The organism is Thermanaerothrix solaris, from assembly GCF_032334255.1.
Classification (GTDB): Bacteria; Chloroflexota; Anaerolineae; order Anaerolineales; family Anaerolineaceae; genus Thermanaerothrix; species Thermanaerothrix solaris.
Genome location: NZ_JAUHMF010000002.1, coordinates 31,525 through 53,223 on the forward strand (window position 1 = coordinate 31,525; position 21,699 = coordinate 53,223).

Sequence of the window (21,699 nt, forward strand, 5' to 3'; positions counted from 1 at the left end):
ATTTACCTCCCCTGCTGGTCGTCTTCCCAGGTGTGCAGGGCTGCCTGCATGGCGTCCGTCACCTCGCGGAAGAGCCCTGCCTCAAACGAGAAGCGCGCGCCCGCTGTGCGATAGAGTTCGGGCAGGGGGCGACTGCCGCCCAGCGCCAACGCACGGCGGTAAGCGGTGACGGCCTCACCTTGATCGCGTTGGGCGTTGCGCCAAACCTGCAGCGCGCCCAGTTGCGCCAGTCCATACTCGATGTAGTAGAACGGCACCTCGTAGATATGCAGTTTGCGCTGCCAGCCGGTCTTCATTTCCTCCTCCAGCCCGCTCCAATCCACGCCGGCCATGAAGCGCTGCCACAGCGCTGCCCAAGTCGCATCGCAGCGGGCGGGGTCTACGGCCTCTTCAGGATGGGTATACGCCCAGTGCTGGAAGCCATCCACCACCGCCATGAACGGCCAGAAGAGCAATGCCCCTTCCATTTGTTCCACGCGGGCGCGGTTAGCCTCGGCGGTCGGATAAAAGCCACCGCGGGCCGCTTCGAGGTAGGGTAGGGTCAGGTATTCCATGCTCATCGAGGCCACCTCGGCGAACTCCATCGGTATCTCTAGCAGGTGCACCAGACGGATAGGGGCGGTTTCAAAGACGTGGAAGGCATGTCCGCCCTCATGCACCAAGGTGCTTACATCGTCATGGATGCCAACCGCGTTCATGAAGATGAAAGGACGGCGCTGAACGGCGAACTCCGTGCAGAACCCACCGGGGGCTTTGTTCTTGCGATTTTCCAGATCCAAGAGGTTTTCGCGGCGCATGATCTCAAAATACTGCCCCAGAGTGGCATCTACCTGGGCAAAGATGTGCATCGCGCGCTCGGCCAGTTCGTCAGCCACGCGGAAGGGGCGCAGCGGCGGGCGTTTCAGCGGGTCGGCTTCAAGATCCCAGGGGCGCAGGGTGGTTATGCCCATCAGCCGGCGGCGACGTTCGTACCGCGCCACAGCCTGCGGCACTACCACGTCGGCAATGGCCTCACGGAAGCGCTCACAATCGGCAGGCGTGTAATCGAAGCGCAGCAATTGCTGCCAGCGGTAGTCGCGATAACTGGCAAAGCCGGCGTTGTGGGCAATCTGCTGACGCAGGCGGAAGAGTTTGACCCACAGGTCGTTGAGCGCCGCACGGTCGGCCATCTGACGCTGGGTTACCAAGCGCCAAGCCGCTTCACGCCGCGCCCGGTCGGGATCTTGTAGCACAGGACGCATCTGCTGAGGCGTGCGTTCCTGGCCTTCCCACATCACCGTTTGTGCGCCAACAATGCGATCGTACTCCTGGACTAACTTTTGCTCCTCGGCCAACAGGGGCAAGTTTTCCTCACGGAAAAGCGCCACCTCGGCGCGCATGTTGCGCAGGGGGATCTCAAACCCCGCTGGCTCCAGCCCGCTGGCGAGCAGTTTCTGTTTTAGTTTTTGTTCCGCGGCCATCGCCTGGGGGAAAACATGATCGAAGAAAGCATCCAGGCGCTGGCGAGCCACTTCATCAGCGGTGTTGACGGCAGTCGCCACATGCAGGCGGCTGCGCAGTTCCATCAGCCGCTCGTCCAACGCCGACCAATCTTCCAGCCAGGCATTGACCGTCTCCGCCCGCAAGGGGCGTTGGAGCAGATCCTGGTAGTAAGGCTCGAAATTCGTCCACGTCCAGGACATCAGGGTTGAGGCATCCGAGGGCAGATCATTCCACATCGTTTTAGGCTCCATGATTGGCCGGGGGAAACCGGCGCAAGGGTTGAATTTACAGGCGGGCCAACGTGGTAACAAACGGCACCTGGTCGAACATCCAGAACGCCAGGGGCAGGCCCAACCCCAGGCTCAGACCGGTCAGCAACCAGGCCATTGTCATCCAGATCAGGCTGAACCACCAGCCGATGAGCAGGAAATACGCTGCGCGTACCAGAAAGGGATATTGAGGCAGATCGCGGCGACGCAACTGCACCCGTCCATCCACAACCACCACCTGCGTTTCTCGGCGCACGGGGCGCAGGGTCATAATCACGGGCAAGCGGTTGAGCAGCCACAGCCCCAGCGGAAGGCCAATGATGGTCACATTGAGCACCCAGGCGAGGGCAGTCACGATCCCGCCAACCCACAAGCCGATGAAAATGAAATACAGCAGCCGAATCAGACAGCCGGGACCGCGTTCTTCAGGCAGGACAACCGCAGAGGGTGGGGTCGAGGTCATTGTTCTTTCTCCTTTGCGACATAAGTGCCGTCCGGTGAGGATCAGCCCTTATATCTACGCATACGCGCGTCCGGGGGTTGCGCCGCGGCTCAGGCCAGGGGTGGCTTGCGTTGGTGCCAGTCGGTGACCAATTGATAGGCGTGGGCCGCTTTGAAGAGCACGTCTTCGCGGAAGTGCGGCCCCATCAGTTGAATGCCGATGGGCATGCCATTGCCATCAAAACCAACCGGGAAAGCCAACCCGGGTACGCCAGCCAGGTTACAAGGCAGGGTGAAGACATCCTCCAGGTACATCGCCAGCGGGTCTTCGGTGTGCTCGCCGAGGCGGAAGGCCGTGGTGGGCGCCACCGGCGCGGCGATGACATCCACGGACTCAAAAGCGGTTTCGAAATCGCGCTTGATCAGGGTGCGCACCTTCTGCGCCTGGCCGTAATAGGCCTCGTAATACCCGGCGGAAAGGGCATAGGTGCCGAGCATGATACGCCGTTTGACTTCGGCTCCAAAGCCCTGCCCGCGGGTGCGGCGGAACATTTCCCACAGAGCATCGCTTTCCACGCGCAGGCCATAGCGCACGCCGTCGTAGCGCGCCAGGTTGGCCGAGGCCTCGGCGGGGGCGATCAGGTAATACACCGGCAGGGCATATTCGGTATGGGGCAAGCTGACCTCATGTACGCTGGCGCCGAGCGATTCTAGCACGGCGATGGCCTGGCGCACTGCCTGCTCCACCTCCGGCTGCAACCCGCCGATGAAGTACTCCCGCGGCACACCCACGCGCAGGCCGCGCAAATCGGGTTCCGCGGGCAAGGTGATGGTCGGGACGGGCACATCCAGGGTGGTGGAATCGAGCGGATCGTAACCGGCGATCAGGCTGAAGAGCAGGGCCACATCAGCCACAGTGCGGGCAAAGGCACCGACCGTATCCAGGGATGAGCCATATGCCACCAACCCATAACGTGAGACCCGTCCGTAGGTCGGTTTGATGCCGCTCACCCCGCAGAACGAAGCCGGCTGGCGCACACTGCCGCCGGTATCGGTGCCCAACGCCGCCGGTATCATGCGCGCAGCAACCGCTGCCGCACTACCGCCGCTGGAACCCCCCGGCACGCGAGTGGTATCCCACGGGTTGCGGGTAGGGCCATAGGCCGAATTCTCGGTCGAAGAGCCCATGGCGAATTCATCGGTGTTCGTCTTGCCAACCACGACTACCCCTGCTTCCAGCAAGTGCTGCACGGCGGTGGCGGTATAAGGAGGAACAAAGTTTTCCAGGATACGCGATCCGCAGGTGCAGCGCACGCCCTCCAGGGTCAGCAGATCTTTGATCGCGATGGGCAGCCCCAAGAGTGGGGGGAGCGGTTCATCGGGATGATGGCGGGCTGCCGCGCGACGCGCGTCGGCGGCTTCGGCCTGGGCCAGCGCCAAATCGGGGGTGAAGGTGATAAAGGTATGCAGGATTGGCTCCAGGCGCTCAATCTGATCCAGGCAAGCGCGGGTGAGGTCACGGCTGGAGACTTCGCCCTGCGCCAGCGCCGCCAGCGCCTGGTGCACGGTGAAATCGGTCAACGCGGTCATGGGCTACTCCAACACCGGGGGCACGCGGAACTGGCCATTCTCGACCTGGGGTGCGTTGCGCAGCAGCGCCTCGCGGCTGAGGCCGGCCCGCGGCTCATCCGGACGCAGGACGCTACGCGGGGGCAGCACGCTGGCTGTGGGTGGGATGCCGCTAGTATCCAGCGTTTGCAAGCGCGCGGCGTAATCCAGGATGGCTGAAAGTTGTTGGCGATAGCGCTCCAGTTCGTCTTCGGTCAATTCCAGGCGTGCCAGATGGGCAATGTGTTCGACTTGTTCACGTGAGAGGCTCATGCCTGCAATTATACGCGATTCTGGGTGAGGTAGAAAATCTGTTACGCCCCTTTCCCTTTGCCAAACGCTTCTATAATTCAGGAAATGCTGGAGTGAAGGATGGAGGCATTGATCCGTATAGGGATGGCATTTTTACCCCTCATTCTGGCAGCGGCGGGATGTGGAGCCCTGGCAGCACGGCGCGTTTCTGTCTGGCTCGTAGCACGGAATAGAGGAAAAGGCATCATGGTATAATCCCATGCGCAAATCTTCGCCTGAGGGTGGCCCTTGGGATATACTGTTCTCATCTCTGCGCCTTATTTTCTAGCCGTGCTGGAGCGCTTCCGGCCCCTGTTCACGGCGTATCAGATTGACCTGATCACGCCGGTGGTGCGCGAACGCCTGGAAGAGGAAGACTTGCTGGCCTATGCCGGGCAGTTCGATGGCGCCTTGTGCGGTGATGACCGTTTTAGCGCGCGCGTGCTGGAGGCCTGTTCTCCCCGCCTCAAAGTCATCTCCAAGTGGGGCACGGGGATCGATTCGATTGACCGTGCCGCCGCCACCCGGCTGGGCATTCAGGTGTGTAATACCCCCAACGCCTTCACCCTGCCGGTTGCCGATACCGTCATGGGCTACATCCTGGCCTTTGCCCGTCAACTGCCCTGGATGGATCGTGCCCTTAAGAGCGGGGGCTGGGAAAAACTGCTCGCTCGCTCACTCAGCGAATGCACCCTGGGCGTGATCGGGGTGGGCAACATCGGCAAAGCCGTCCTGCGGCGGGCGCGTGCCTTTGGGATGAAATTGCTGGGTAACGATATTGTCCCGATTGCCCCTGATTTCATCGCTGAATTCGGGGTGGAAATGACCACCCTGCGCGATCTGTTGGAGCGGTCTGATTTTGTCAGCCTGAACTGCGACCTCAACCCCACCAGTTATCACCTGATCAACGCCGAAACCCTGGGCTGGATGAAACCAACGGCAGTGCTCATCAACACCGCGCGCGGCCCGGTGGTGGATGAACCGGCCTTGATCGAAGCGCTGCGGAGCGGGCGCATTGCCGGGGCGGCGCTGGATGTGTTCGAGGTCGAACCGCTGCCGCTCGATTCGCCCCTGCGGCGGATGGAGAACGTCCTGCTGGCGGCACACAACGCCAATGCCAGCCCCGCCGCCTGGGAGCGCGTGCATTGGAATACCCTGCGCAATCTCTTCGCGGGCCTGGAGCTGCCAACCGATGAGTTGGCTACCTGGCAAGCCCGCCTAAGCCCGAATCCGTAGAAAGCGAGGTGGATGCGGATATGTCATCCCGAGAACGCTATGTCTTGATCACCGGCGCAGCAGGGGGAATTGGCCGCGCCACGGTGCGCCTGTTTGCCGAACGGGGTTGGCGGGTGATCGGTGTGGATCGCGCCCCCTTTGGCACGGATTTTCCTGCTAATGGCTTGTTCATCCAATCCGACATCGCCCAAGCCGAAAACATCTCCGCCATCTTCGAGCGCGCCCAGACCTTCACCGACCGCTTGCATGCATTGGTCAACAACGCTGCCATTCAGATCGCCAAGCCCTTCTTGGAGACCACTGTCGAAGAATGGGACGCCGTGATGGCCTCGAACCTGCGCTCGGTCTTCCTGGGAGTCAAACTGGCCTATCCTCTGCTCAAGGCCGCCGGCGAGAGCGCCATCGTCAACGTCTCATCGGTGCACGCCATTCAGACCTCGGCCAACATTGCCGCCTATGCGGCCAGCAAGGGCGGCTTGCTGGCCCTCACGCGCGCCATGGCGATTGAATTTGCCCCGGATAACATCCGCGTCAATGCCATTTTGCCTGGCGCGGTGGATACGCCGATGTTGCGCGCCGGGCTAAACCGCGGCCACGTGAGCGGTGAGGACATTCACGAACGTCTGGAGAATCTGGCCCGCCGCACCGTCAACGGGCGTATCGGCCAGCCGGAAGAGATTGCCCGCGCCATTTACTTCCTGGCCGACTCGCGCGAATCCTCGTTCATGACCGGGCAGGCCCTGGTCGTGGATGGCGGTGCCACAGCAAGATTGAGCACGGAGTGAGGCGCGTGAATCGCCAAGCGTTGAAACGCATTGTTCCCTCCCCCCTCTGGCATCTGGGGTCGCAGACCTATTGGAGTTGGCACAACCGTGGGCAACACGTGCTGGCCCGCTGGTTCAGCCTGCGGTGGGCCATGAACCGCCGCCGCTTGGAAGAATACCGCAATCGCCATGCCGGGCAGCGTTGTTTCATCATCGGCAACGGGCCGAGCCTACGCAAGATGGATCTTTCGCCCTTGCGTCACGAGATCACCTTTGGCCTCAACCGCATCTACCTGCTCTTCCCCGAAGTGGGTTTTACCACAACATACTTGGTTTCAGTCAATGACCTGGTGCTCCAGCAGTGCGCCGATGAGATCAGAGCCCTCACATTACCCAAGTTCATTACCTGGCGCGCTCGCCGCTGGTTCGCCGACGACCCCCATACCCTGTTCTTGGATACCGATTACACCGGAGCGGAGAATTTCAGCGGTGAGGCTACTGGGCGTCTCTTTGAGGGTTTCACGGTAACCTATGTCGCCATGCAACTGGCTTTTTTCATGGGTTTCGCGCAAGTTATTCTAATCGGGGTGGATCACAACTTCGCTACCCAGGGCCCACCCAACGCGGCAGTGGTCTCGGAAGGTGATGACCCCAACCACTTTGCGCCCAACTATTTCGGTAAGGGCTTTAAGTGGCAACTGCCGGATTTGGAAGGCTCGGAACGCGCCTATCGGATGGCGCGCGCCGCTTACGAGGCCGCCGGACGCTCTATTTTGGACGCCACCGTGGGGGGCAAACTGACCATTTTCCCCAAAGTGGATTACAACCATCTGTTCGACTAGGCTTTCATGGCCCCTCCCCTAGTTTCCATCATCACCCCCTCTTACAACCAGGCGCCTTATCTCGAGACCACCTTGCGCTCGGTGCTGATGCAGGATTACCCGCGTATTGAGTATTTCGTTATTGACGGCGCATCTACCGATGGCAGTGTGGAGATCATCCAGAAGTACGCCGACCGCCTGGCCGGGTGGATCTCCGAACCCGACCGCGGGCAAGCGGATGCGATCAACAAGGGCTTTGCCCGTGCCCAGGGTGAGATCGTTGCCTGGCTCAATTCCGATGACGCTTATTACACTCCACAGGTGGTCAGCCAGGCTGTCGCAACGCTGCAAGCCCATCCTGAGGCCAGCATGGTCTACGCGGATGGGGTTATGGTGGATGCCGAGGGCTATTTACTCGATTGGCATCGTTATCCCCAATATGATCTGATAGATTTACTCGCTTTTGAGGTCTTATTACAGCCCACTGTTTTTATGCGTCGCAGCGCCCTTGAAGCCGTCGGGTACTTACGACCGGAATTCCACCTGATTTTAGATCATGATCTGTGGATTCGTCTGGCCGCCCATGGCCCGATTTATCACGCTGACAGCTTCTGGGCTATCGAACGCACCCATGAGCAAGCCAAGACCATCGCCCAAGCCGCCACCTTTGTGAAAGAAGCCTTTGCGCTGATCCGTTCCCTGGAACAAGATCCGCGTTTTACCGCCGTTTTTTCCGCCCACCGCGAACGTATCTACGCCGGGCTGCACATCTTTGCCGCGCGGCGGCTGATTGATGCCGGGCAACCGCGCGAAGCTCTCCGACATTTTGCTCATGCCTGGCACTGGCAACCGCGTCAGGTCATCCGGCGTTGGTACAAGGTGGTACAGGCACTGGGGGGAGTGCTAGGGCTGCAATCCCTTTTCCTCGGGTATCGCTCCCTGCGCCGCCGAACCCAACATGGACGCAAACGCCTGATCCTCACCGCGCAGGGATTTGAATGGCTGAGCGAAACCTCATGACCGACCTGCCGCTGGTCTCCATTGTCACGCCTTCATTCAATCAGGCGCGCTTCCTAGAAGCCACCATCCAGTCTGTGCTAAGCCAGGACTACCCCCGCCTGGAATACCTCATCGTGGATGGCGGTTCCACCGATGGCAGTGTGGAGATCATCCAGAAGTACGCCGACCGCCTGGCCTGGTGGATCTCCGAGCCCGACCGCGGCCAGACCGATGCGATCAACAAGGGCTTTGCCCACGCCCATGGGGAGATCCTGGCCTGGCTCAACTCCGACGATACCTACGAGCCCGGCGCGGTGAGCGAGGCAGTGGCATACCTGCAAGCCCATCCCGAAGTGGGTATGGTTTATGGGGACGCCAACTACATTGACGAGTACGGACGCGTGATCGGGCGCTTCCCCGCCGCCCAGACCGATTACCGTCGCCTGCGCCGCGGCTACGTCCACATCCCTCAGCAGGCTGCCTTCTTCCGCGCCGCCTTATGGCGCAAGGTTGGCCCACTTGACCCCACTTTCTACTTCGCCATGGATTACGACCTATGGGTGCGCCTGGCACGCGAAGCCCCGCTGCATTACGTCCCGCGGGTGTGGGCCAATTTCCGTCTGCACAGCGATGCCAAGACCATTATGGCCGATGATCGCTGTTGGCCCGAGATGCTGCGCGTCCACTTTCGCGATGGAGGCTCCTGGTTCTCGCCCATCGTTGCCAAGTACTTGGTGCGGAAAGTAGTTGCCCCCTACTTGCGCTGGCGACGGCGACGCCTCTTCCGGCGGTATAATCAAGGTAGAGGTGAATGATGCCCCGTGGCCTTCCCAAGTCTATTCAGCCCTTCGAGGGCGGTAACCTGATCACCCGGGCCCGCTTAATTCTGCGCTTGCTGCGTGATCGGCGGGTGCACCCGTTGTTAAAAGTTATCCCAGTGCTCGCCGTGGCGTATCTATTCATCCCCGATTTGGTCCTCGGTCCACTGGACGATGCCGCCGTAGTGTGGCTGGGGATGGCCATTTTCGTTGAACTCTGCCCGCCCGAGGTGGTGGCCGAACATTGGCGGGCGTTGGTTGAGGGCGTGCCACCCACACCAACCGACGCACCCGACGACATTGTGGATGGCGAGTTCCGCGAGATCAAGGATTGAAAGCCCGCTTGGGATGGGAATGTTTCAAGTAAGCCCCAACCTGCTCACCCGCCGCGCGCGCTAAAACCTCTTCCGGCGCGCCCATCTGCACAATGCGCCCCGCCAGCATGATTCCCAATCGTGTTCCCAATCGCCGCGCCTCCTCAAGATCATGGGTGACCAAGAGGGTTGTGGTTTGGGTTTCGCGCCAAATGGCTTGAAGGTCGGTATACAGACGTTCACGGGTTGGAGCGTCTAAGGCAGCAAAGGGCTCGTCCAACAGCAGTAGGGCCGGTTCTAGGGCCAATGCCCGCGCCAGGCTCACCCGCTGCGCTTCGCCACCCGAAAGTTTGGTTGCCGGCCAATGTGCCAGGTGGCGGATACCCAATCGTTCCAGCCAATACTCAGCCCGCCGTCGCACTTCGGGGCGCGGTAGGCCGCGGAAACGCAACCCCAACGTGACGTTATTCCACACGCTGGTGTTCAGCAACAGCGCATCTTGCAAGACCAGGGCAATTTGACGTCGGTAAGCGAGATCATTCGCCGGTAGGTGACCGTTGAGTCGGATTTCCCCCTGCACCGGTTTGAGAATATGTGCCAACGCCAGCAAGAGGGTGCTCTTGCCACAGCCATTTGGGCCCACAATCGCCAGTACCTCTCCTCGCTCGAGGCTTAAGTGCTCCACATGGAGGGTGAAATGAGGCGCGCGGGGCAGATAAAGGTCGCGAACCTCAAACCAGGGCTTCATCGCCGTCCTCGCTGTTGAATCACGGTCAGCCCCCAATTGACTAAAAACGTCAGGCCCACCAGTAGTCCACCGAGCACCAACGCACGGTCAAATGCGCCGCGGCTGGTTTCCAGGACAATGGCGGTGGTCAACACTCGGGTCTGTCCCTTGATATTTCCCCCGACCATCATCGAGGCCCCCACTTCGGAAATCACCGCCCCAAAGCCAGCCATGAGAGCCGCCAGCAGTGGCAATCGCGCTTCTAACCACAAGGTAAGCACCTGCTGCCAGGTGCTGGCACCCAAACCCGCCAGTTGCCAGCGCAGGCGCTCATCCACCTGTTGAAGCGCTGAGGCGGTCAATCCGACCACAACCGGCAGGGCAATCAATGTCTGGGCAATGATGATTGCCGTAGGTGTGTAGATAAGGTTTAACGTTCCCAATGGCCCCGAACGCCACAACAACATGGCTACCACCAGCCCCACCACCACCGGCGGTAATCCCATTCCGGTATTGATCAGGCTGAGCAACATGGTCTGCCCCCGGAAACGGCTCAACGCCAGCGCCGTGCCCAACGGTAGCCCAACCAACAGGCTGATCAAGGTCGCCGTCAGCGAAACCCGGAGCGAGAGAAGGATGATGGCGAGAATCTCGGTGTCCATGCCTTTTTCGTTTCACCTTTTAGGGTTGCCCCGCATCCGGAAAGAAGAGCGGTTGGCCATATTGTTCGACACCAAAACTCGCAATAATTTTTTGCGTTTCAGGATGGATGAGAAACGTCATCAAGGCAACCGCGCCGGCATAATTCACTTGGGGCCACCGCTCAGGGTTCACGGTGATGACGTGGTAAATATTTTGCAATTCCTTATCGCCTTCCACGAGAATTTCAAGCCCGATGCGGTCACGGTAGGCCAGAAACGTACCGCGGTCACTCAAGGTATAGGCCTGTTTTTCCGCCGCCACCATCAGTGTGGCCCCCATACCTTGCCCGGTCTCCAGATACCAGGGCTGTCCCTGCGGATCCAGATTCAGGCGTCGCCAGAGGCTCAATTCCAACGCATGGGTGCCTGAATTATCCCCCCGCGAGACGAATAAAACGCCTTTCTCCGCTATGGTGCGCAGCGCAGTGGCCACGTCCAGGCCACGAATCTGAGCCGGGTCGGATGGTGGACCCAGCAGGACAAAATCGTTATGCATAACCCGCACCCGGTCCTTACCCCAGCCGGCCTGCATGAAAGCCTCTTCAGCCTGAGGCGAATGCACCAGCAAGACATCCGCGTTGCCTTCCTCACCCATTTTGAGCGCTTGACCACTCCCCACCGCAACGGTCTTGACCTGGTAGCCACTTTGGGCCTCAAAGCGGGGGATTAAGACGTCCAGCAACCCCGAATCTTGGGTGCTGGTCGTGGTGGCCAGAATAAGCACGGATCCTCCCGCCTGGGATGTGGCGTTGGGCGTTACAGAGTGAGTTTGGGGTGTACAAGCGACCAAAATCACCAAAAAGATCAAACCAATCCGACCATATCGGTTCATGGTTCTGTCTCCAAGTCGTAGATGTCACCGCTGCACGTTGTGCGATAACCGGGCAGAGCCGCAACCGCATTGCGGAATGCGCCCGCATTCAAAACATCTAACAAGGGAAGCAGTCGTTCCTGATGCTCACGCTCAAAGACCAGATCATAGCGCTCTTCAAAAAGGGGGATAAAATCTAGACCAAAATGAGCGGCTGCCGCCTGCAAACCGATGGCGACATCGGCCTGTCCTCGAGCAACCCGAGCAGCGGCTTCGGTATGCGTCGAGGCCACCCAAGAAGGGACTTCAGGCCGGAACCCCAGTTCCCGGAGGCGGCGCTGCAGCCACAAATGTGTGCCCGAGCCAGGGTTACGTCCCACCCAACGCACCCCCGGACGTGCCAGGTCACCGAGGTCACGAATACCCCGGGGGTTACCCGGGGGCAGGATCAACCCTTGAACGCGGTGGGCAAGCGTCACGACATGCATGGCCCGATCCGGGAAAAGATGGCGGAGGGTTTCCAGGTTGAATTGCCCATTTGTCTCATGCAAGTGTGCCCCCGCCAAATGGCAGAAACCCTGCCGCAGGCCGACCAGCCCGTTGAGCGATCCCGTGGGCATCAGCAGCAAGAGCAGGCGCGATTCCACCTGATTGGCCAGAAGTTCCAAGGCCAAATCATGGCTTCCGGCAAAAAGAACCACCGGCTGATGGGTGAGGGGTAAGACCCAGTTTTGGAGCAGCAAGCCATTGGCGCAGGCGCGGTAGTATTTTTCGGTCGTCCGCCCGCGCTTACGCACCTCGGCCAGGTATACCAATCCCGCCTGTTGCAAAATCTGTATGTGATGACGGACCCAGGCAGGGGACTGACCCACCTCCTGCGCCAATTGGGTCAGGGTGGCGGGTGCGCGCATAAGCAGGCGTAAAAGATGAAAACGCCGCTCATCACTGGCAGCCTGTAAAGCGTTCAGAGTGGAGAGGGTCTGAAAGGTGCGCATTACGGTTCACGGTTAAGGAAAAACTTAATCGTCATAGTAATATTATACGCTCATTCAACGCAGATGCCCCGCTTTCAACCCTATCCTTTGGGGCTTATCGCCACAACCACCACATCCCCAGGGCAATCAGTGCCCCCAATATGCTCCCCACCGCCACCTGGCGTGGGGTGTGGCCGAGCATTTCCTTGAGCCGTTCCTGAGAGATGGGCTGGCCGCTGAAAAGTTCCTGAAACAGGACATTGAGTTTCTGCGCGTGCACGCCCGCCTGCCGACGCACCCCTGCCGCATCGTACAGCACGATCATCGTAATCGCCACCCCCAACGCGAAGACCGGATGATCAAAGCCATAGTATAGGCCCACCGCCAATGTGGTCGCCACCATCAGCGCCGCATGAGATGAGGGCATGCCCCCCATGCTGAACCACATGTTCCAATTCCAGCGCCGGTTGACCCAGTAATCAATCGGTACTTTAAGAAACTGGGCTAACCACAGCGCCAGCAAGCCGGCCAACAGAGGACGGTTGGCTAAGAGTTGTTCCCACACCATTTAGAACGCCACCTCCTCCGGGGGTTCTTCGGCTTCGGCGTTGAGGCTGCGATCCAGTTCGCGCACGCGTAACTCGGCCTGATCGAGCAGTGCCTGGCAGTGACGGATCAGTGCCTGCCCGCGTTCAAACAGGCGGATGGCCTCATCCAGAGGCTGCTGGCCGGCTTCCAAACGTTGCACCAACTGCTCCAGTTCGGCGTAGGCTTCCTCATAAGTGAGTGATTCCACGGCTTTCCAGGTCTCCGTCATGGCTACCTCCATCGGCGGGGGAAGTAGAGTGGGGGTGAAGCGATTCAACCCGCGTCACCAAATAGCCATCGGCCAGGTGGGCGTGCAAGGTCTCACCGCACTGGGCCTGCGCGACCCATTGCACCACCTGACCATCCGGGCGCTGCAAGATGGCATAACCGCGCGCCAACACCGCCCGCGGGTTGAGCGATTCGAGACGAGCATCCAGGCTTTCCAGGCGCAGACGGCGCAAATGCAATCCACTGATAATATGGTGAGCTGCCCAGGTGCTCAGGTAATCCAGGCGCTGACGATCCTCACGCACGCGGCGCAAGGGCGAAAGGCGTTCCAATTGCTGTCGCAAAAGCACCAAGCGGTGCATCTCATCCTGCACCCGTGCTTCCAGCGCACTGGCTAACCGCCGCTCCAACTGGCGCACCTTGTGTCGTAGTTCCATGCCATCGGGCGTAGCCGCCATTGCCGCCGCCGAAGGGGTGGGGGCACGCAGATCGGCGGCGAAATCGGCCAAGGTGAAGTCGGTCTCATGGCCGATACCGGTGATAACCGGCGCCTGGGAAGCGGCGATCGCCCGCACCACCCGCTCGTCGTTGAACGCCCACAAATCTTCCAGCGAGCCCCCGCCCCGCGCCACGATGATCACACTGGGCTGGGCACGGCGATTCAGGTCGGCGATGGCGCGGACCACCTCACCGGCGGCTTCATCGCCCTGCACGCTGACCGGCGCCAGCACCACCTCGACCAGGGGGTAACGCTGGCGAATGATGTTAAGCATATCCTGAAGCGCGGCGCCGGTCGGCGAGGTCACCAATCCAATACGCCGGGGGAAGGCAGGTATGGGGCGCTTGCGCGCGGGTTCAAAAAGGCCCTCGGCTTCCAGGCGTGCCTTCAGGCGCAAAAATTCCTGAAACAGGGCACCCTCACCCGCCAGGCGCAGGGCATCTACGTAGAGTTGATACTGCCCATCGCGCTCGTAGAGGCTGATATAGCCGTGCGCCTCCACCGCCAGCCCATTTTGCAACGCCACCCGCAGGCGCTGCGCCTGTGCGCGCCAGATGACGCAGCGCAGGGCAGCATATTCGTCCTTGAGGGTGAAATAAATGTGGCCCGAGGTGGGGCGCGAGAGGTTGGAGATCTCACCCTGCACCCACACATCTTGCAAGAGGTCATCGCTTTCGAGCAGGGTGCGCAGGTACTGGGTGAGGTCACTCACGCTCAACGCCGCGCGGGGGAAAAGATTAAGTTGCTCCAACTCCATGGCGATTCAAGGATACCCTGCCCGTTCGCGCCTGTCAACGGGAAGAGAGCCGCGGGGTGTGGTAGAATACAAAACGGCTCGCTTCAACCTGCGGGCCAGGAGAAAGTATGCGGGTAGGTCAGAATCCGGCCAAGTTCGTCAACCAGGTGGCGCGTCCTGAGCGCATCACAGTAGCAATTCTTAACTATATCCCCTTCTTGAGCGGCTTTTATGCCGAGATGCTGGACGTTTTGCGCACCTGCCTGGATTCAGTGCGTCAGGATGCCGGCTTGCCTTTTGATTTGCTGGTTTTCGATAACGGGAGTTGCGCCGAGGTACAGGACTACCTACTGGGCGAGCAGCGCGCCGGGCACATTCAGTATCTCATCCTCTCGGAGAAGAATTTGGGCAAGGGCGGCGCCTGGAATATCATCCTCAGCGGTGCGCCGGGCGAGATCATCGCCTATGCTGACAATGATGTCCTCTTTTACCCCGGCTGGCTGAGCGAGAGTGTGCGTTTACTGGAAACCTTTCCCCGCGTGGGCATGGTCACCAGCCGCCCCTTTATCACTAAACGCGAGTACCTCACCCACACCCTGGCCTGGGCGCAGAGCAACCCCGAGGTGCAGGTGGAAGAGGGTAAGTTCATCCCCTGGGAAACGTATTATGAGTTTGCCCGTTCACTGGGACAAGAACCCGAGGTGATCCGTCAGGATTTTGAGAAGGATTCATGCTTCCGCCTGACCTACCGTGGGGTGAGCGCGATTGCCGGCGCCTCGCACTGGCAGTTTGTGGCTTATAAATCCGTCTTGGCCGAATTTTTGCCCTTTGACATGAACCGCCCGATGGGGCAGGTCAAGCAATTGGATGAGCGCATGAATCAGGCCGGTTACCTGCGCCTGATGCTGACCGAGCCGCGGGTGATGAATATGAGCAATACCCTGCGCGGGATTCGTTATCCAGAAGCGCCAACGACGCCGCGCGTTTCACGGCGGCTGTGGGATTGGTCACCACTGCGAGCGGTCTTGCTTAGCCTGCATGATGCCATCTTTCGCCTTTACTTCAACCGCTAGGGGTGAATATGCGTATTGGTCAAAACCCGGCCCGAATTGATACCCCCGCATACACACCCCAAAAGATTGGTCTGGCATCGCTGGTCTTCATCCCTCACCTGGAAGGCTACTTTCAACAGAGCCTGAGCATCCTGCGTGCCCATCTGATGAGCCTGCACGCCCATACCCAAGAGCCGTTCGACCTGTTGGTCTTTGACAATGGCAGTTGCCGAGAGGTCAAAGATTTTTTGAACGAGATGCAGGTGGCGGGTTGGATTCGTTGGCTGGTCAGTTCTGAAGTCAATCTCGGCAAGACCGGTGCCCTTAACTGGATTCTGGCAGCCCTGCCCAACCCGATTGTCGGTTATGCAGATTCCGACGTGTTCTTTCGCCGTGGTTGGTTGCAGGCCAGTCTGGACATCCTGGAAGGATTTCCCCAGGTCGGCATCGTCACCGCACAACCTTGCTTCTTTGATATCCTGCGGGGTGAGGGAAGAGCCGCGGCACACGTTTTCACCCCCGAGCAAATCGAACCCTACACTCCCGAAGCCTGGGTGGTGGAGGAATACTGCCGTGGGATCAACGCTCCCGCCGACCTGCGCCAGCGTTATCTTAGTACGCCCTTGCCCCTGGTGCGCAATGCACAGGGCGTGGCGGCGGTGCTGGGTGCTTCACACATGCAGTTCATTGCCTACCGCGAGGTTTTACAACAAGTCTTGCCGCTTCCGGCCACGCGTGGACTTTCACCCGAAGAAGACCGGGTCTTCAATCAACGCATTGATGACCTGGGGTATCTGCATCTTTCCACTTCTCGCCCCTTGGTAGTGCACATGGGGAACACCATTGACCCGCATCTGCAACCCGAGGTCGAGGCTGCGCTTGGTACCGCGATATCAGCGTCCCCGCAACTCTCTCTCCCCTCGGGTGGCAGTTTGCCCCGGCGATGGTTGGGACGCTTAGCCAAAGCCCGCCCCTTCAAACGTTACTTTTTACAACTCTATAATGCGTTATATGAAATCTACTCGGAGCGATGATCCTGGAAACGAAGAAACCACGCATTTTCATCTCCGCCGATCACGGCCTGGCCGTGGTCTATTTCCTCCAAAGTGATGTCGTCCCGACTTTGCTCGAAGCCGGAGCCGAAGTGATCGTCCTCAGCGATGACAGCCTGACCGCGCAACTGGCCCAACGCTTCGGCCGCCCCGGCCTGACCTTTGAGGGCTTGCGTCTGGCTCAGGCGCGTGCTTACGAACGTCAGCACCATGGCGAATGGCAGTGGTGGCTGGGCTTCCTGCGTCGTGTGGGCAGTTCGCGCCGCATTAACACCGGCGCTACGGATAGTTATATCCGCCAGGTGATGGTGGAAGCAGGCAACCGCCGCCGCATTTTCCTGCCCCTGGCCTTGCTGGCCGTGCTGGCTTTGCGCCACAGCCGCGCGGCGCGGCGCGCCTTGCGCCGTGCCCAACTGCGCTTCACCCCCGGCCTGTATACCGACCTTTTCGAACGCTACCAGCCCGATTTGGTCGTGGCCGCCACCCCCGGGTGGCGGCTGGATCGCTACCTGCTGCGCGAGGCCGCCGCCCGCGGTATCCGTACCGCCGCTGTGGTCGTGGGTTGGGACAACCCCAGCAGTTATAGCCTGCCCGGCGCCCCGGTGGATTGGATCACCTGCTGGTCGCAGATCCAAAAGGAGGAACTGGTGCTCGGTTCCGATTGGCCGCCGGAACGCGTCCACATCGGTGGCATCCCCTCGTATGATGGCTACTTCCGCCGCACCTGGGAAATGCCGCGCGAGGATTACTTCCGCCTGCATGGTCTCGATCCCCAGCGCAAGTTGATCGCCTATGCCTGCAGTTTCGTCTCGTTCTCGCCTAATTACCAAAACGTGGAAGCCCTGGCCCGCCTGGTGGCCAGCGATGCTCTGGTCGCACCGGCGCAATTACTGGTGCGTCTGCATCCCAACCATTTTTGGAACGTCAAACTCTTCCAGGACGAAGCGGAAAAGATTCGCCGCCTGGCACGCGAACTTCCGCACGTCCATGTCGTCGAGCCGGTGCCGCTCGGGGGTGAATTGGGGCATTACTCCGGCGAGGATATGCCCGAGAAAGCCTCGATGATGGCGCATGCGGATGTCTTCACCACCGTCTACTCCACCATGGTGGTAGAGACGGCCATCCATGACCGCCCCATCGTCAGCGTGTGCCTGGACGTACCCGGTGGCTGGAACGTGCCGCGCAAATACTCGCTGCCCCTCTCCAAAATCGGCAACTGGCCCACCCATTTGCGCTTTCGCCGCGCAGGGGCAGGCAAGGTGGCGCTGAACGAACGCGAACTGGCGGCGGCGCTCAATGATTATCTGCAAAATCCACACGCCGATCACGAAAACCGCCAGCGCTTCATCCGTGACGAGGTCACTTACACCGATGGTAGTGCCGGACGGCGCACCGGGGAGTTCCTGCTCTCGCTGCTCCAACGCCCTAAGGGAGGTTGGGAATGAGATTCCTTATTGCCGGTTTTGGTTCCATCGGACGGCGGCATTTTCGCAACCTGCTCGAACTGGGCGAGCGCGATTTGGTGTTCTACCGCACCCACCGCAGTACCCTGCCCGACGATGAACTCCGTGATTATGTGGTCGAGACCGACCTGGAGGCGGCACTGGCGCACCGCCCGGATGTCGTTATCGTCGCCAACCCCACCGCGCTACATCTGGATGTGGCCATTCCCGCCGCCCGCCAGGGCTGCCATTTGCTGTTGGAAAAACCCATTGCCCACACTTTTGAAGGGGTTGCCGACCTGCGCGCCGCCGTGGCGCAGAGCGGCGTGCAGGTGCTGGTGGGGTTTCAGTTCCGGTTTCACCCCAGTTTACGCCGCATCAAGCGGTGGCTGGATGAGGGCTTGATCGGCCGCGTGGTGCACGCCCGCGCCCATTGGGGTGAGTACCTGCCTGCCTGGCATCCCTGGGAGGATTACCGCCGCAGTTACGCCGCCCGCCCCGACCTGGGGGGCGGAGTGGTGCTGACGCTGTGTCATCCTTTCGACTACCTCCGCTGGCTGCTGGGTGAGGTAGAAAGCGTGAGCGCCCACCTGGCCACCCTGGGCGATCTCGACCTGGCGGTGGAAGATACCGCCGAGATCACCTTGCAGTTCGCCAGCGGCGCCCTGGCCCAGGTGCACCTGGATTATCTCCAACGCCCGCCCAACCATCACCTCGAAATCATTGGCACCCAGGGCATGATCCGCTGGGATAACACCTATGGCACCGCTCGCATTTATCATGCCAGCACCGAAACCTGGGAAACCTACACCCCACCCACCGGATTTGAACGCAACCACATGTTCGTGGATGAATTGCGCCACTTCCGCAAGGTGGTGCGGGGCGAGGAACCCGCGCAATGCACCCTCGACGATGGCATCCGCGCGTTGGCAATTGCCCTGGCCGCCCATGAATCTAACCGCCGCGGCCAACGGGTGCTGTTAGAGGCGTTTTTATCATCAGCCCTTGAGGGAAGGCCATGACCACCATTTTCGATTCGTTCAAACTGGATGGTCGCGTCGCTGTGGTCACCGGCGGAGCGGGCTTGTTGGGGCGTGAATTCTCGCGCACCCTGGCCGAGGCCGGCGCCGCGGTAGTGGTGGCAGATATTCAGGACACCGCCGCAGAGGCCGTTGCCGCCGACCTGACCGCCCACGGCTACACGGCACTGGGGGTGAGCCTGGACGTGACCAACCCCACTTCAGTTCAAGCCATGGTAGAAACGACGTTGGCGCGCTATGGCCGCCTGGATATCCTGGTCAACAGCGCGGCACTCGACCCCAAGTTTGACCCCGAAGCCCTGGCGCGGGGTATTATCCCCGGGCGGTTCGAGGATTTCCCGCTCGACCTGTGGAACCAGGCGCTGGCGGTCAACCTGACCGGCGTGTTTCTGGTCACTCAGGCGTGTGTCCGGCCCATGCTGGCGCAGGGCAAGGGGAGCATCATCAATATCTGCTCGACCTATGGGTTAAACGGCCCCGATCAGCGCATTTATGTGCGGGCCAATGGTCAACGGGTGGGCTACAAGCCGGTGTATTACACCGTCACCAAGGCGGGGGTGCTGGGCTTTACTAAATACCTGGCTGCCTACTACGCCGGGACGCAGATTCGGGTCAATGCCCTCACCCCCGGCGGGGTCTATAACCAACACGATGAAGACTTCGTGCGCAACTATTCCGCCCGCACGATCTTAGGGCGGATGGCGCGCAAGGATGAGATGAACGGCGCGCTGCTTTTCCTCGCCTCGGACGCGTCATCCTATATGACCGGGGCCAACCTGATCGTGGATGGGGGATGGACAGCATGGTGACGCCCGAGGTACTTGCGCTCATCCCGGCGCGGGGTGGCTCCAAGGGCATCCCGCGTAAGAACATCCGCCCCTTTGCCGGGCACCCCCTGATTGCCTATAGCATCGCCGCGGCGTGCCAGGCCGAGATGGTTACCCGCGTGGTGGTTTCGACCGATGATGCCGAAATCGCAGCGGTGGCGCGCGAGTACGGCGCCGAAACCCCCTTCCTGCGCCCGGCCGAACTGGCCCAGGATGATACCACCGACCTCCCGGTCTTTCAGCACGCGCTGCGCTGGCTGGCCGAACACGAGGACTATCATCCGCAGATCGTGGTGCAGTTGCGCCCCACCTCGCCAGTGCGCCCACCGGGGTTGGTGGATGCGGCGGTACGCCTGCTGCTCGCCCATCCCGAGGCCGATTCAGTGCGCGGGGTGGTGCCGGCAGGGCAGAACCCGTTCAAGATGTGGCGCATTGATCCCGAGCATGGGCATTTACAGCCCCTGCTCACCCTGCCCGGCGTGCCTGAACCCTATAACGCCCCGCGCCAGAGCCTGCCCCCGGTCTTCTGGCAGACGGGGCACATTGACGCCATCCGCACTCGCACCATCCTGGAGAAGCACTCTATGAGCGGGGCGGTGATCCTGCCGCTCCAGATTGACCCGCGCTACACGGTGGACATTGATACCCCCACCGACTGGCAGCGGGCGGAGTGGCTGGTCTATTTTGGCGGGCTGACGATGGTGCAGCCGGGGCAGCGGCGACCGCTCCCGGAGCAGGTGGACCTGGTAATCTTTGATTTCGACGGGGTGATGACCGATAACCGGGTCTGGGTTGATGGTGAGGGGCACGAGTTCGTTGCCGCTTACCGTTCAGATAGCATCGGCGTCCAGGCGCTGATGCGGGCCGGCATTCAGGCGCTGGTGCTTTCCGCCGAGACCAACCCGGTGGTGGAAGCGCGCTGCCGTAAAATCGGCCTGCCGTTTATCCAGGGGGTGAAGGATAAAGCCCCGGCCCTGCGTCAACTGCTGGCCGAACGCCGGCTTGATCCTCAGCGGGTCGTCTACATGGGCAACGATACGAATGATCTGCCCTGTTTCCCCCTGGTGGGATGCGCCGTAGCGCCGGCGGATGCCCAACCGGAGGTGCTGCGGGCCGCCGATCTCATCCTCACCCGCCGTGGGGGCTACGGCGCGGTGCGCGAATTGTGCGATTTGCTGGTGCGCCGCCGCCAGGCCCAGGGTTAATCCCCCGGAGCGACTTCACCCCGGGGCAAGATCATCTGCCCGCTTTCCGGATCACCCAGGATGACCACCTGGTCGGGGTGATGGGCGACCAGCCAGGCGATAAACGCCGCCACCAGCGCGTTCAACTCGCCAGGGGTGTAAATGAGATGCATCGGCAATTGCCCACGGCGCAGGCGGTGGCGGGTGATTTCTTCGAAAAAGCGCATGGGATCCTGGATGCCCAGCCCGGCATCGGCGAGCAGGATCTGGCGCTGCCAGCGCCCTTCAAGATGATGGGCCGGCAGCAGGGGCTGGCCCAAGAGGGCGGTAAACGCCGCCTCGGCGGGCACTTCCAACCACTGGCGCGCTGCCTCGTCCAGGGGATACGGCTGGTAACCGAGATCGTGCAGGTGACGGTAGAGGGCAAAGCCGCGCCGCATCCAGGGAGGTGCCTCGTCCCAGTGCGCCGGCGTGCGATAGATCGGCCAGCCACGTTCACGCACCTGGCGTTCGGCCAGGCGCTGCCCTTGGGGTGCAGAGGACAGCTCCATCCCCGTGAGCGCAGATTGAGACTGAGATACGACTACCGGCCGGGGTGGGGCATTGATGGCAACCAGCGCACGGCTCTGCCCGGCGGCAAAGGCTAACACATCGGCCAGCCGCCCCTTTCCCAACGCCAGCAGGCGCAAATCGGCATCCAGCGCGGCGTAGGCAAAGGGCGGACGCCCCCCGCCCGGGTCAATGCCCAGGTAAGTGCAGGCCGTGGTAGCGATCAGCATGCATTAACTTTAGCCC

25 protein-coding genes are annotated in these 21,699 nt (G+C 60.9%); 13 read left to right on the plus strand and 12 right to left on the minus strand.

Annotation, left to right across the window (positions count from 1 at the left end; genetic code table 11):
* Positions 1–2 precede the first annotated feature (2 nt).
* The 4 genes from QYE77_RS08420 to gatC form a co-directional block, all read right to left on the minus strand.
* Positions 3–1,718 carry a M3 family oligoendopeptidase gene (locus QYE77_RS08420; RefSeq protein WP_315624948.1) on the minus strand — a complete coding sequence of 572 codons (1,716 nt, stop codon included), beginning with the start codon at positions 1,716–1,718 and terminating at the stop codon, positions 3–5.
* A 49-nt stretch (positions 1,719–1,767) separates the two neighbouring features.
* On the minus strand, positions 1,768–2,214 hold the full coding sequence (locus QYE77_RS08425) for a YccF domain-containing protein (RefSeq protein WP_315624949.1): 447 nt from the start codon (positions 2,212–2,214) through the stop codon (positions 1,768–1,770).
* 89 nt (positions 2,215–2,303) lie between these two features.
* Positions 2,304–3,782 carry an Asp-tRNA(Asn)/Glu-tRNA(Gln) amidotransferase subunit GatA gene (gene gatA / locus QYE77_RS08430; RefSeq protein WP_315624950.1) on the minus strand — a complete coding sequence of 493 codons (1,479 nt, stop codon included), beginning with the start codon at positions 3,780–3,782 and terminating at the stop codon, positions 2,304–2,306.
* A gap of 3 nt (positions 3,783–3,785) precedes the next feature.
* Positions 3,786–4,073: an Asp-tRNA(Asn)/Glu-tRNA(Gln) amidotransferase subunit GatC gene (gatC, locus tag QYE77_RS08435; protein WP_315624951.1), complete on the minus strand. Its 288-nt coding sequence runs from the start codon at positions 4,071–4,073 to the stop codon at positions 3,786–3,788.
* Positions 4,074–4,172: 99 nt separating this feature from the next.
* Here gatC and QYE77_RS08440 point away from each other — a divergent pair, with 99 nt between their 5' ends.
* The 7 genes from QYE77_RS08440 to QYE77_RS08470 are packed head-to-tail and all read left to right on the plus strand — an operon-like array spanning position 4,173 to position 9,064.
* Positions 4,173–4,307, plus strand: a complete 135-nt coding sequence (locus QYE77_RS08440; RefSeq protein WP_315624952.1) for a hypothetical protein — start codon at positions 4,173–4,175, stop codon at positions 4,305–4,307.
* 33 nt (positions 4,308–4,340) lie between these two features.
* Positions 4,341–5,327, plus strand: coding sequence for a phosphoglycerate dehydrogenase (locus QYE77_RS08445; protein ID WP_315624953.1), 987 nt, complete (start codon positions 4,341–4,343; stop codon positions 5,325–5,327).
* Between the two features lie 20 nt (positions 5,328–5,347).
* The gene (locus tag QYE77_RS08450) at positions 5,348–6,112 is read left to right on the plus strand and encodes an SDR family NAD(P)-dependent oxidoreductase (protein ID WP_315624954.1); all 765 of its coding nucleotides are present in this window, start codon (positions 5,348–5,350) and stop codon (positions 6,110–6,112) included.
* A gap of 5 nt (positions 6,113–6,117) precedes the next feature.
* Positions 6,118–6,933 carry a 6-hydroxymethylpterin diphosphokinase MptE-like protein gene (locus QYE77_RS08455; RefSeq protein WP_315624955.1) on the plus strand — a complete coding sequence of 272 codons (816 nt, stop codon included), beginning with the start codon at positions 6,118–6,120 and terminating at the stop codon, positions 6,931–6,933.
* Positions 6,934–6,939: 6 nt separating this feature from the next.
* Complete coding sequence (locus tag QYE77_RS08460; protein ID WP_315624956.1) at positions 6,940–7,932, plus strand: glycosyltransferase family 2 protein; 993 nt, start codon at positions 6,940–6,942, stop codon at positions 7,930–7,932.
* Positions 7,911–8,726 (plus strand): glycosyltransferase family 2 protein, encoded by an 816-nt coding sequence (locus QYE77_RS08465; protein ID WP_315624957.1) that lies wholly within the window; start codon positions 7,911–7,913, stop codon positions 8,724–8,726. The genes QYE77_RS08460 and QYE77_RS08465 overlap by 22 nt, the downstream gene beginning before the upstream one ends.
* Positions 8,723–9,064, plus strand: coding sequence for a YkvA family protein (locus QYE77_RS08470; protein ID WP_315624958.1), 342 nt, complete (start codon positions 8,723–8,725; stop codon positions 9,062–9,064). The genes QYE77_RS08465 and QYE77_RS08470 overlap by 4 nt, the downstream gene beginning before the upstream one ends.
* On the opposite strand, the gene QYE77_RS08475 is transcribed toward QYE77_RS08470, so the two are convergent.
* The 7 genes from QYE77_RS08475 to xseA form a co-directional block, all read right to left on the minus strand.
* Positions 9,054–9,791: an ABC transporter ATP-binding protein gene (locus QYE77_RS08475; protein ID WP_315624959.1), complete on the minus strand. Its 738-nt coding sequence runs from the start codon at positions 9,789–9,791 to the stop codon at positions 9,054–9,056. The genes QYE77_RS08470 and QYE77_RS08475 overlap by 11 nt on opposite strands.
* Positions 9,788–10,432 (minus strand): ABC transporter permease, encoded by a 645-nt coding sequence (locus QYE77_RS08480; protein WP_315624960.1) that lies wholly within the window; start codon positions 10,430–10,432, stop codon positions 9,788–9,790. The genes QYE77_RS08475 and QYE77_RS08480 overlap by 4 nt, the downstream gene beginning before the upstream one ends.
* A gap of 19 nt (positions 10,433–10,451) precedes the next feature.
* Positions 10,452–11,303, minus strand: coding sequence for an ABC transporter substrate-binding protein (locus QYE77_RS08485; RefSeq protein ID WP_315624961.1), 852 nt, complete (start codon positions 11,301–11,303; stop codon positions 10,452–10,454).
* Complete coding sequence (locus QYE77_RS08490) at positions 11,300–12,277, minus strand: substrate-binding domain-containing protein (protein WP_315624962.1); 978 nt, start codon at positions 12,275–12,277, stop codon at positions 11,300–11,302. The genes QYE77_RS08485 and QYE77_RS08490 overlap by 4 nt, the downstream gene beginning before the upstream one ends.
* Before the next feature lie 94 nt (positions 12,278–12,371).
* Positions 12,372–12,824: a divergent PAP2 family protein gene (locus tag QYE77_RS08495; protein ID WP_315624963.1), complete on the minus strand. Its 453-nt coding sequence runs from the start codon at positions 12,822–12,824 to the stop codon at positions 12,372–12,374.
* Complete coding sequence (gene xseB / locus QYE77_RS08500) at positions 12,825–13,073, minus strand: exodeoxyribonuclease VII small subunit (protein WP_315624964.1); 249 nt, start codon at positions 13,071–13,073, stop codon at positions 12,825–12,827.
* Positions 13,033–14,328 (minus strand): exodeoxyribonuclease VII large subunit, encoded by a 1,296-nt coding sequence (gene xseA / locus QYE77_RS08505; RefSeq protein ID WP_315624965.1) that lies wholly within the window; start codon positions 14,326–14,328, stop codon positions 13,033–13,035. The genes xseB and xseA overlap by 41 nt, the downstream gene beginning before the upstream one ends.
* Positions 14,329–14,435: 107 nt before the next feature.
* Here xseA and QYE77_RS08510 point away from each other — a divergent pair, with 107 nt between their 5' ends.
* From QYE77_RS08510 to QYE77_RS08535, 6 genes are read left to right on the plus strand one after another with little or no spacing between them, the layout of a single operon-like run.
* Positions 14,436–15,380, plus strand: a complete 945-nt coding sequence (locus QYE77_RS08510; RefSeq protein WP_315624966.1) for a glycosyltransferase family A protein — start codon at positions 14,436–14,438, stop codon at positions 15,378–15,380.
* An 8-nt stretch (positions 15,381–15,388) separates the two neighbouring features.
* A complete protein-coding gene (locus QYE77_RS08515; RefSeq protein ID WP_315624967.1) occupies positions 15,389–16,393 on the plus strand; it encodes a glycosyltransferase family A protein in 1,005 nt (334 codons plus the stop codon).
* Positions 16,390–17,856 carry a CDP-glycerol glycerophosphotransferase family protein gene (locus QYE77_RS08520; protein ID WP_315624968.1) on the plus strand — a complete coding sequence of 489 codons (1,467 nt, stop codon included), beginning with the start codon at positions 16,390–16,392 and terminating at the stop codon, positions 17,854–17,856. Before QYE77_RS08515 ends, QYE77_RS08520 begins: the two co-directional genes overlap by 4 nt.
* On the plus strand, positions 17,853–18,875 hold the full coding sequence (locus QYE77_RS08525) for a Gfo/Idh/MocA family protein (RefSeq protein WP_315624969.1): 1,023 nt from the start codon (positions 17,853–17,855) through the stop codon (positions 18,873–18,875). The genes QYE77_RS08520 and QYE77_RS08525 overlap by 4 nt, the downstream gene beginning before the upstream one ends.
* Complete coding sequence (locus QYE77_RS08530) at positions 18,872–19,702, plus strand: SDR family oxidoreductase (protein ID WP_315624970.1); 831 nt, start codon at positions 18,872–18,874, stop codon at positions 19,700–19,702. The genes QYE77_RS08525 and QYE77_RS08530 overlap by 4 nt, the downstream gene beginning before the upstream one ends.
* Positions 19,687–20,925, plus strand: a complete 1,239-nt coding sequence (locus QYE77_RS08535; RefSeq protein ID WP_315624971.1) for an acylneuraminate cytidylyltransferase — start codon at positions 19,687–19,689, stop codon at positions 20,923–20,925. Before QYE77_RS08530 ends, QYE77_RS08535 begins: the two co-directional genes overlap by 16 nt.
* Here the strand turns inward: QYE77_RS08535 and QYE77_RS08540 are convergent.
* A complete protein-coding gene (locus tag QYE77_RS08540) occupies positions 20,922–21,683 on the minus strand; it encodes a DUF429 domain-containing protein (RefSeq protein WP_315624972.1) in 762 nt (253 codons plus the stop codon). The two genes, QYE77_RS08535 and QYE77_RS08540, sit on opposite strands and share 4 nt — an antisense overlap.
* Between the last annotated feature and the right edge of the window lie 16 nt (positions 21,684–21,699).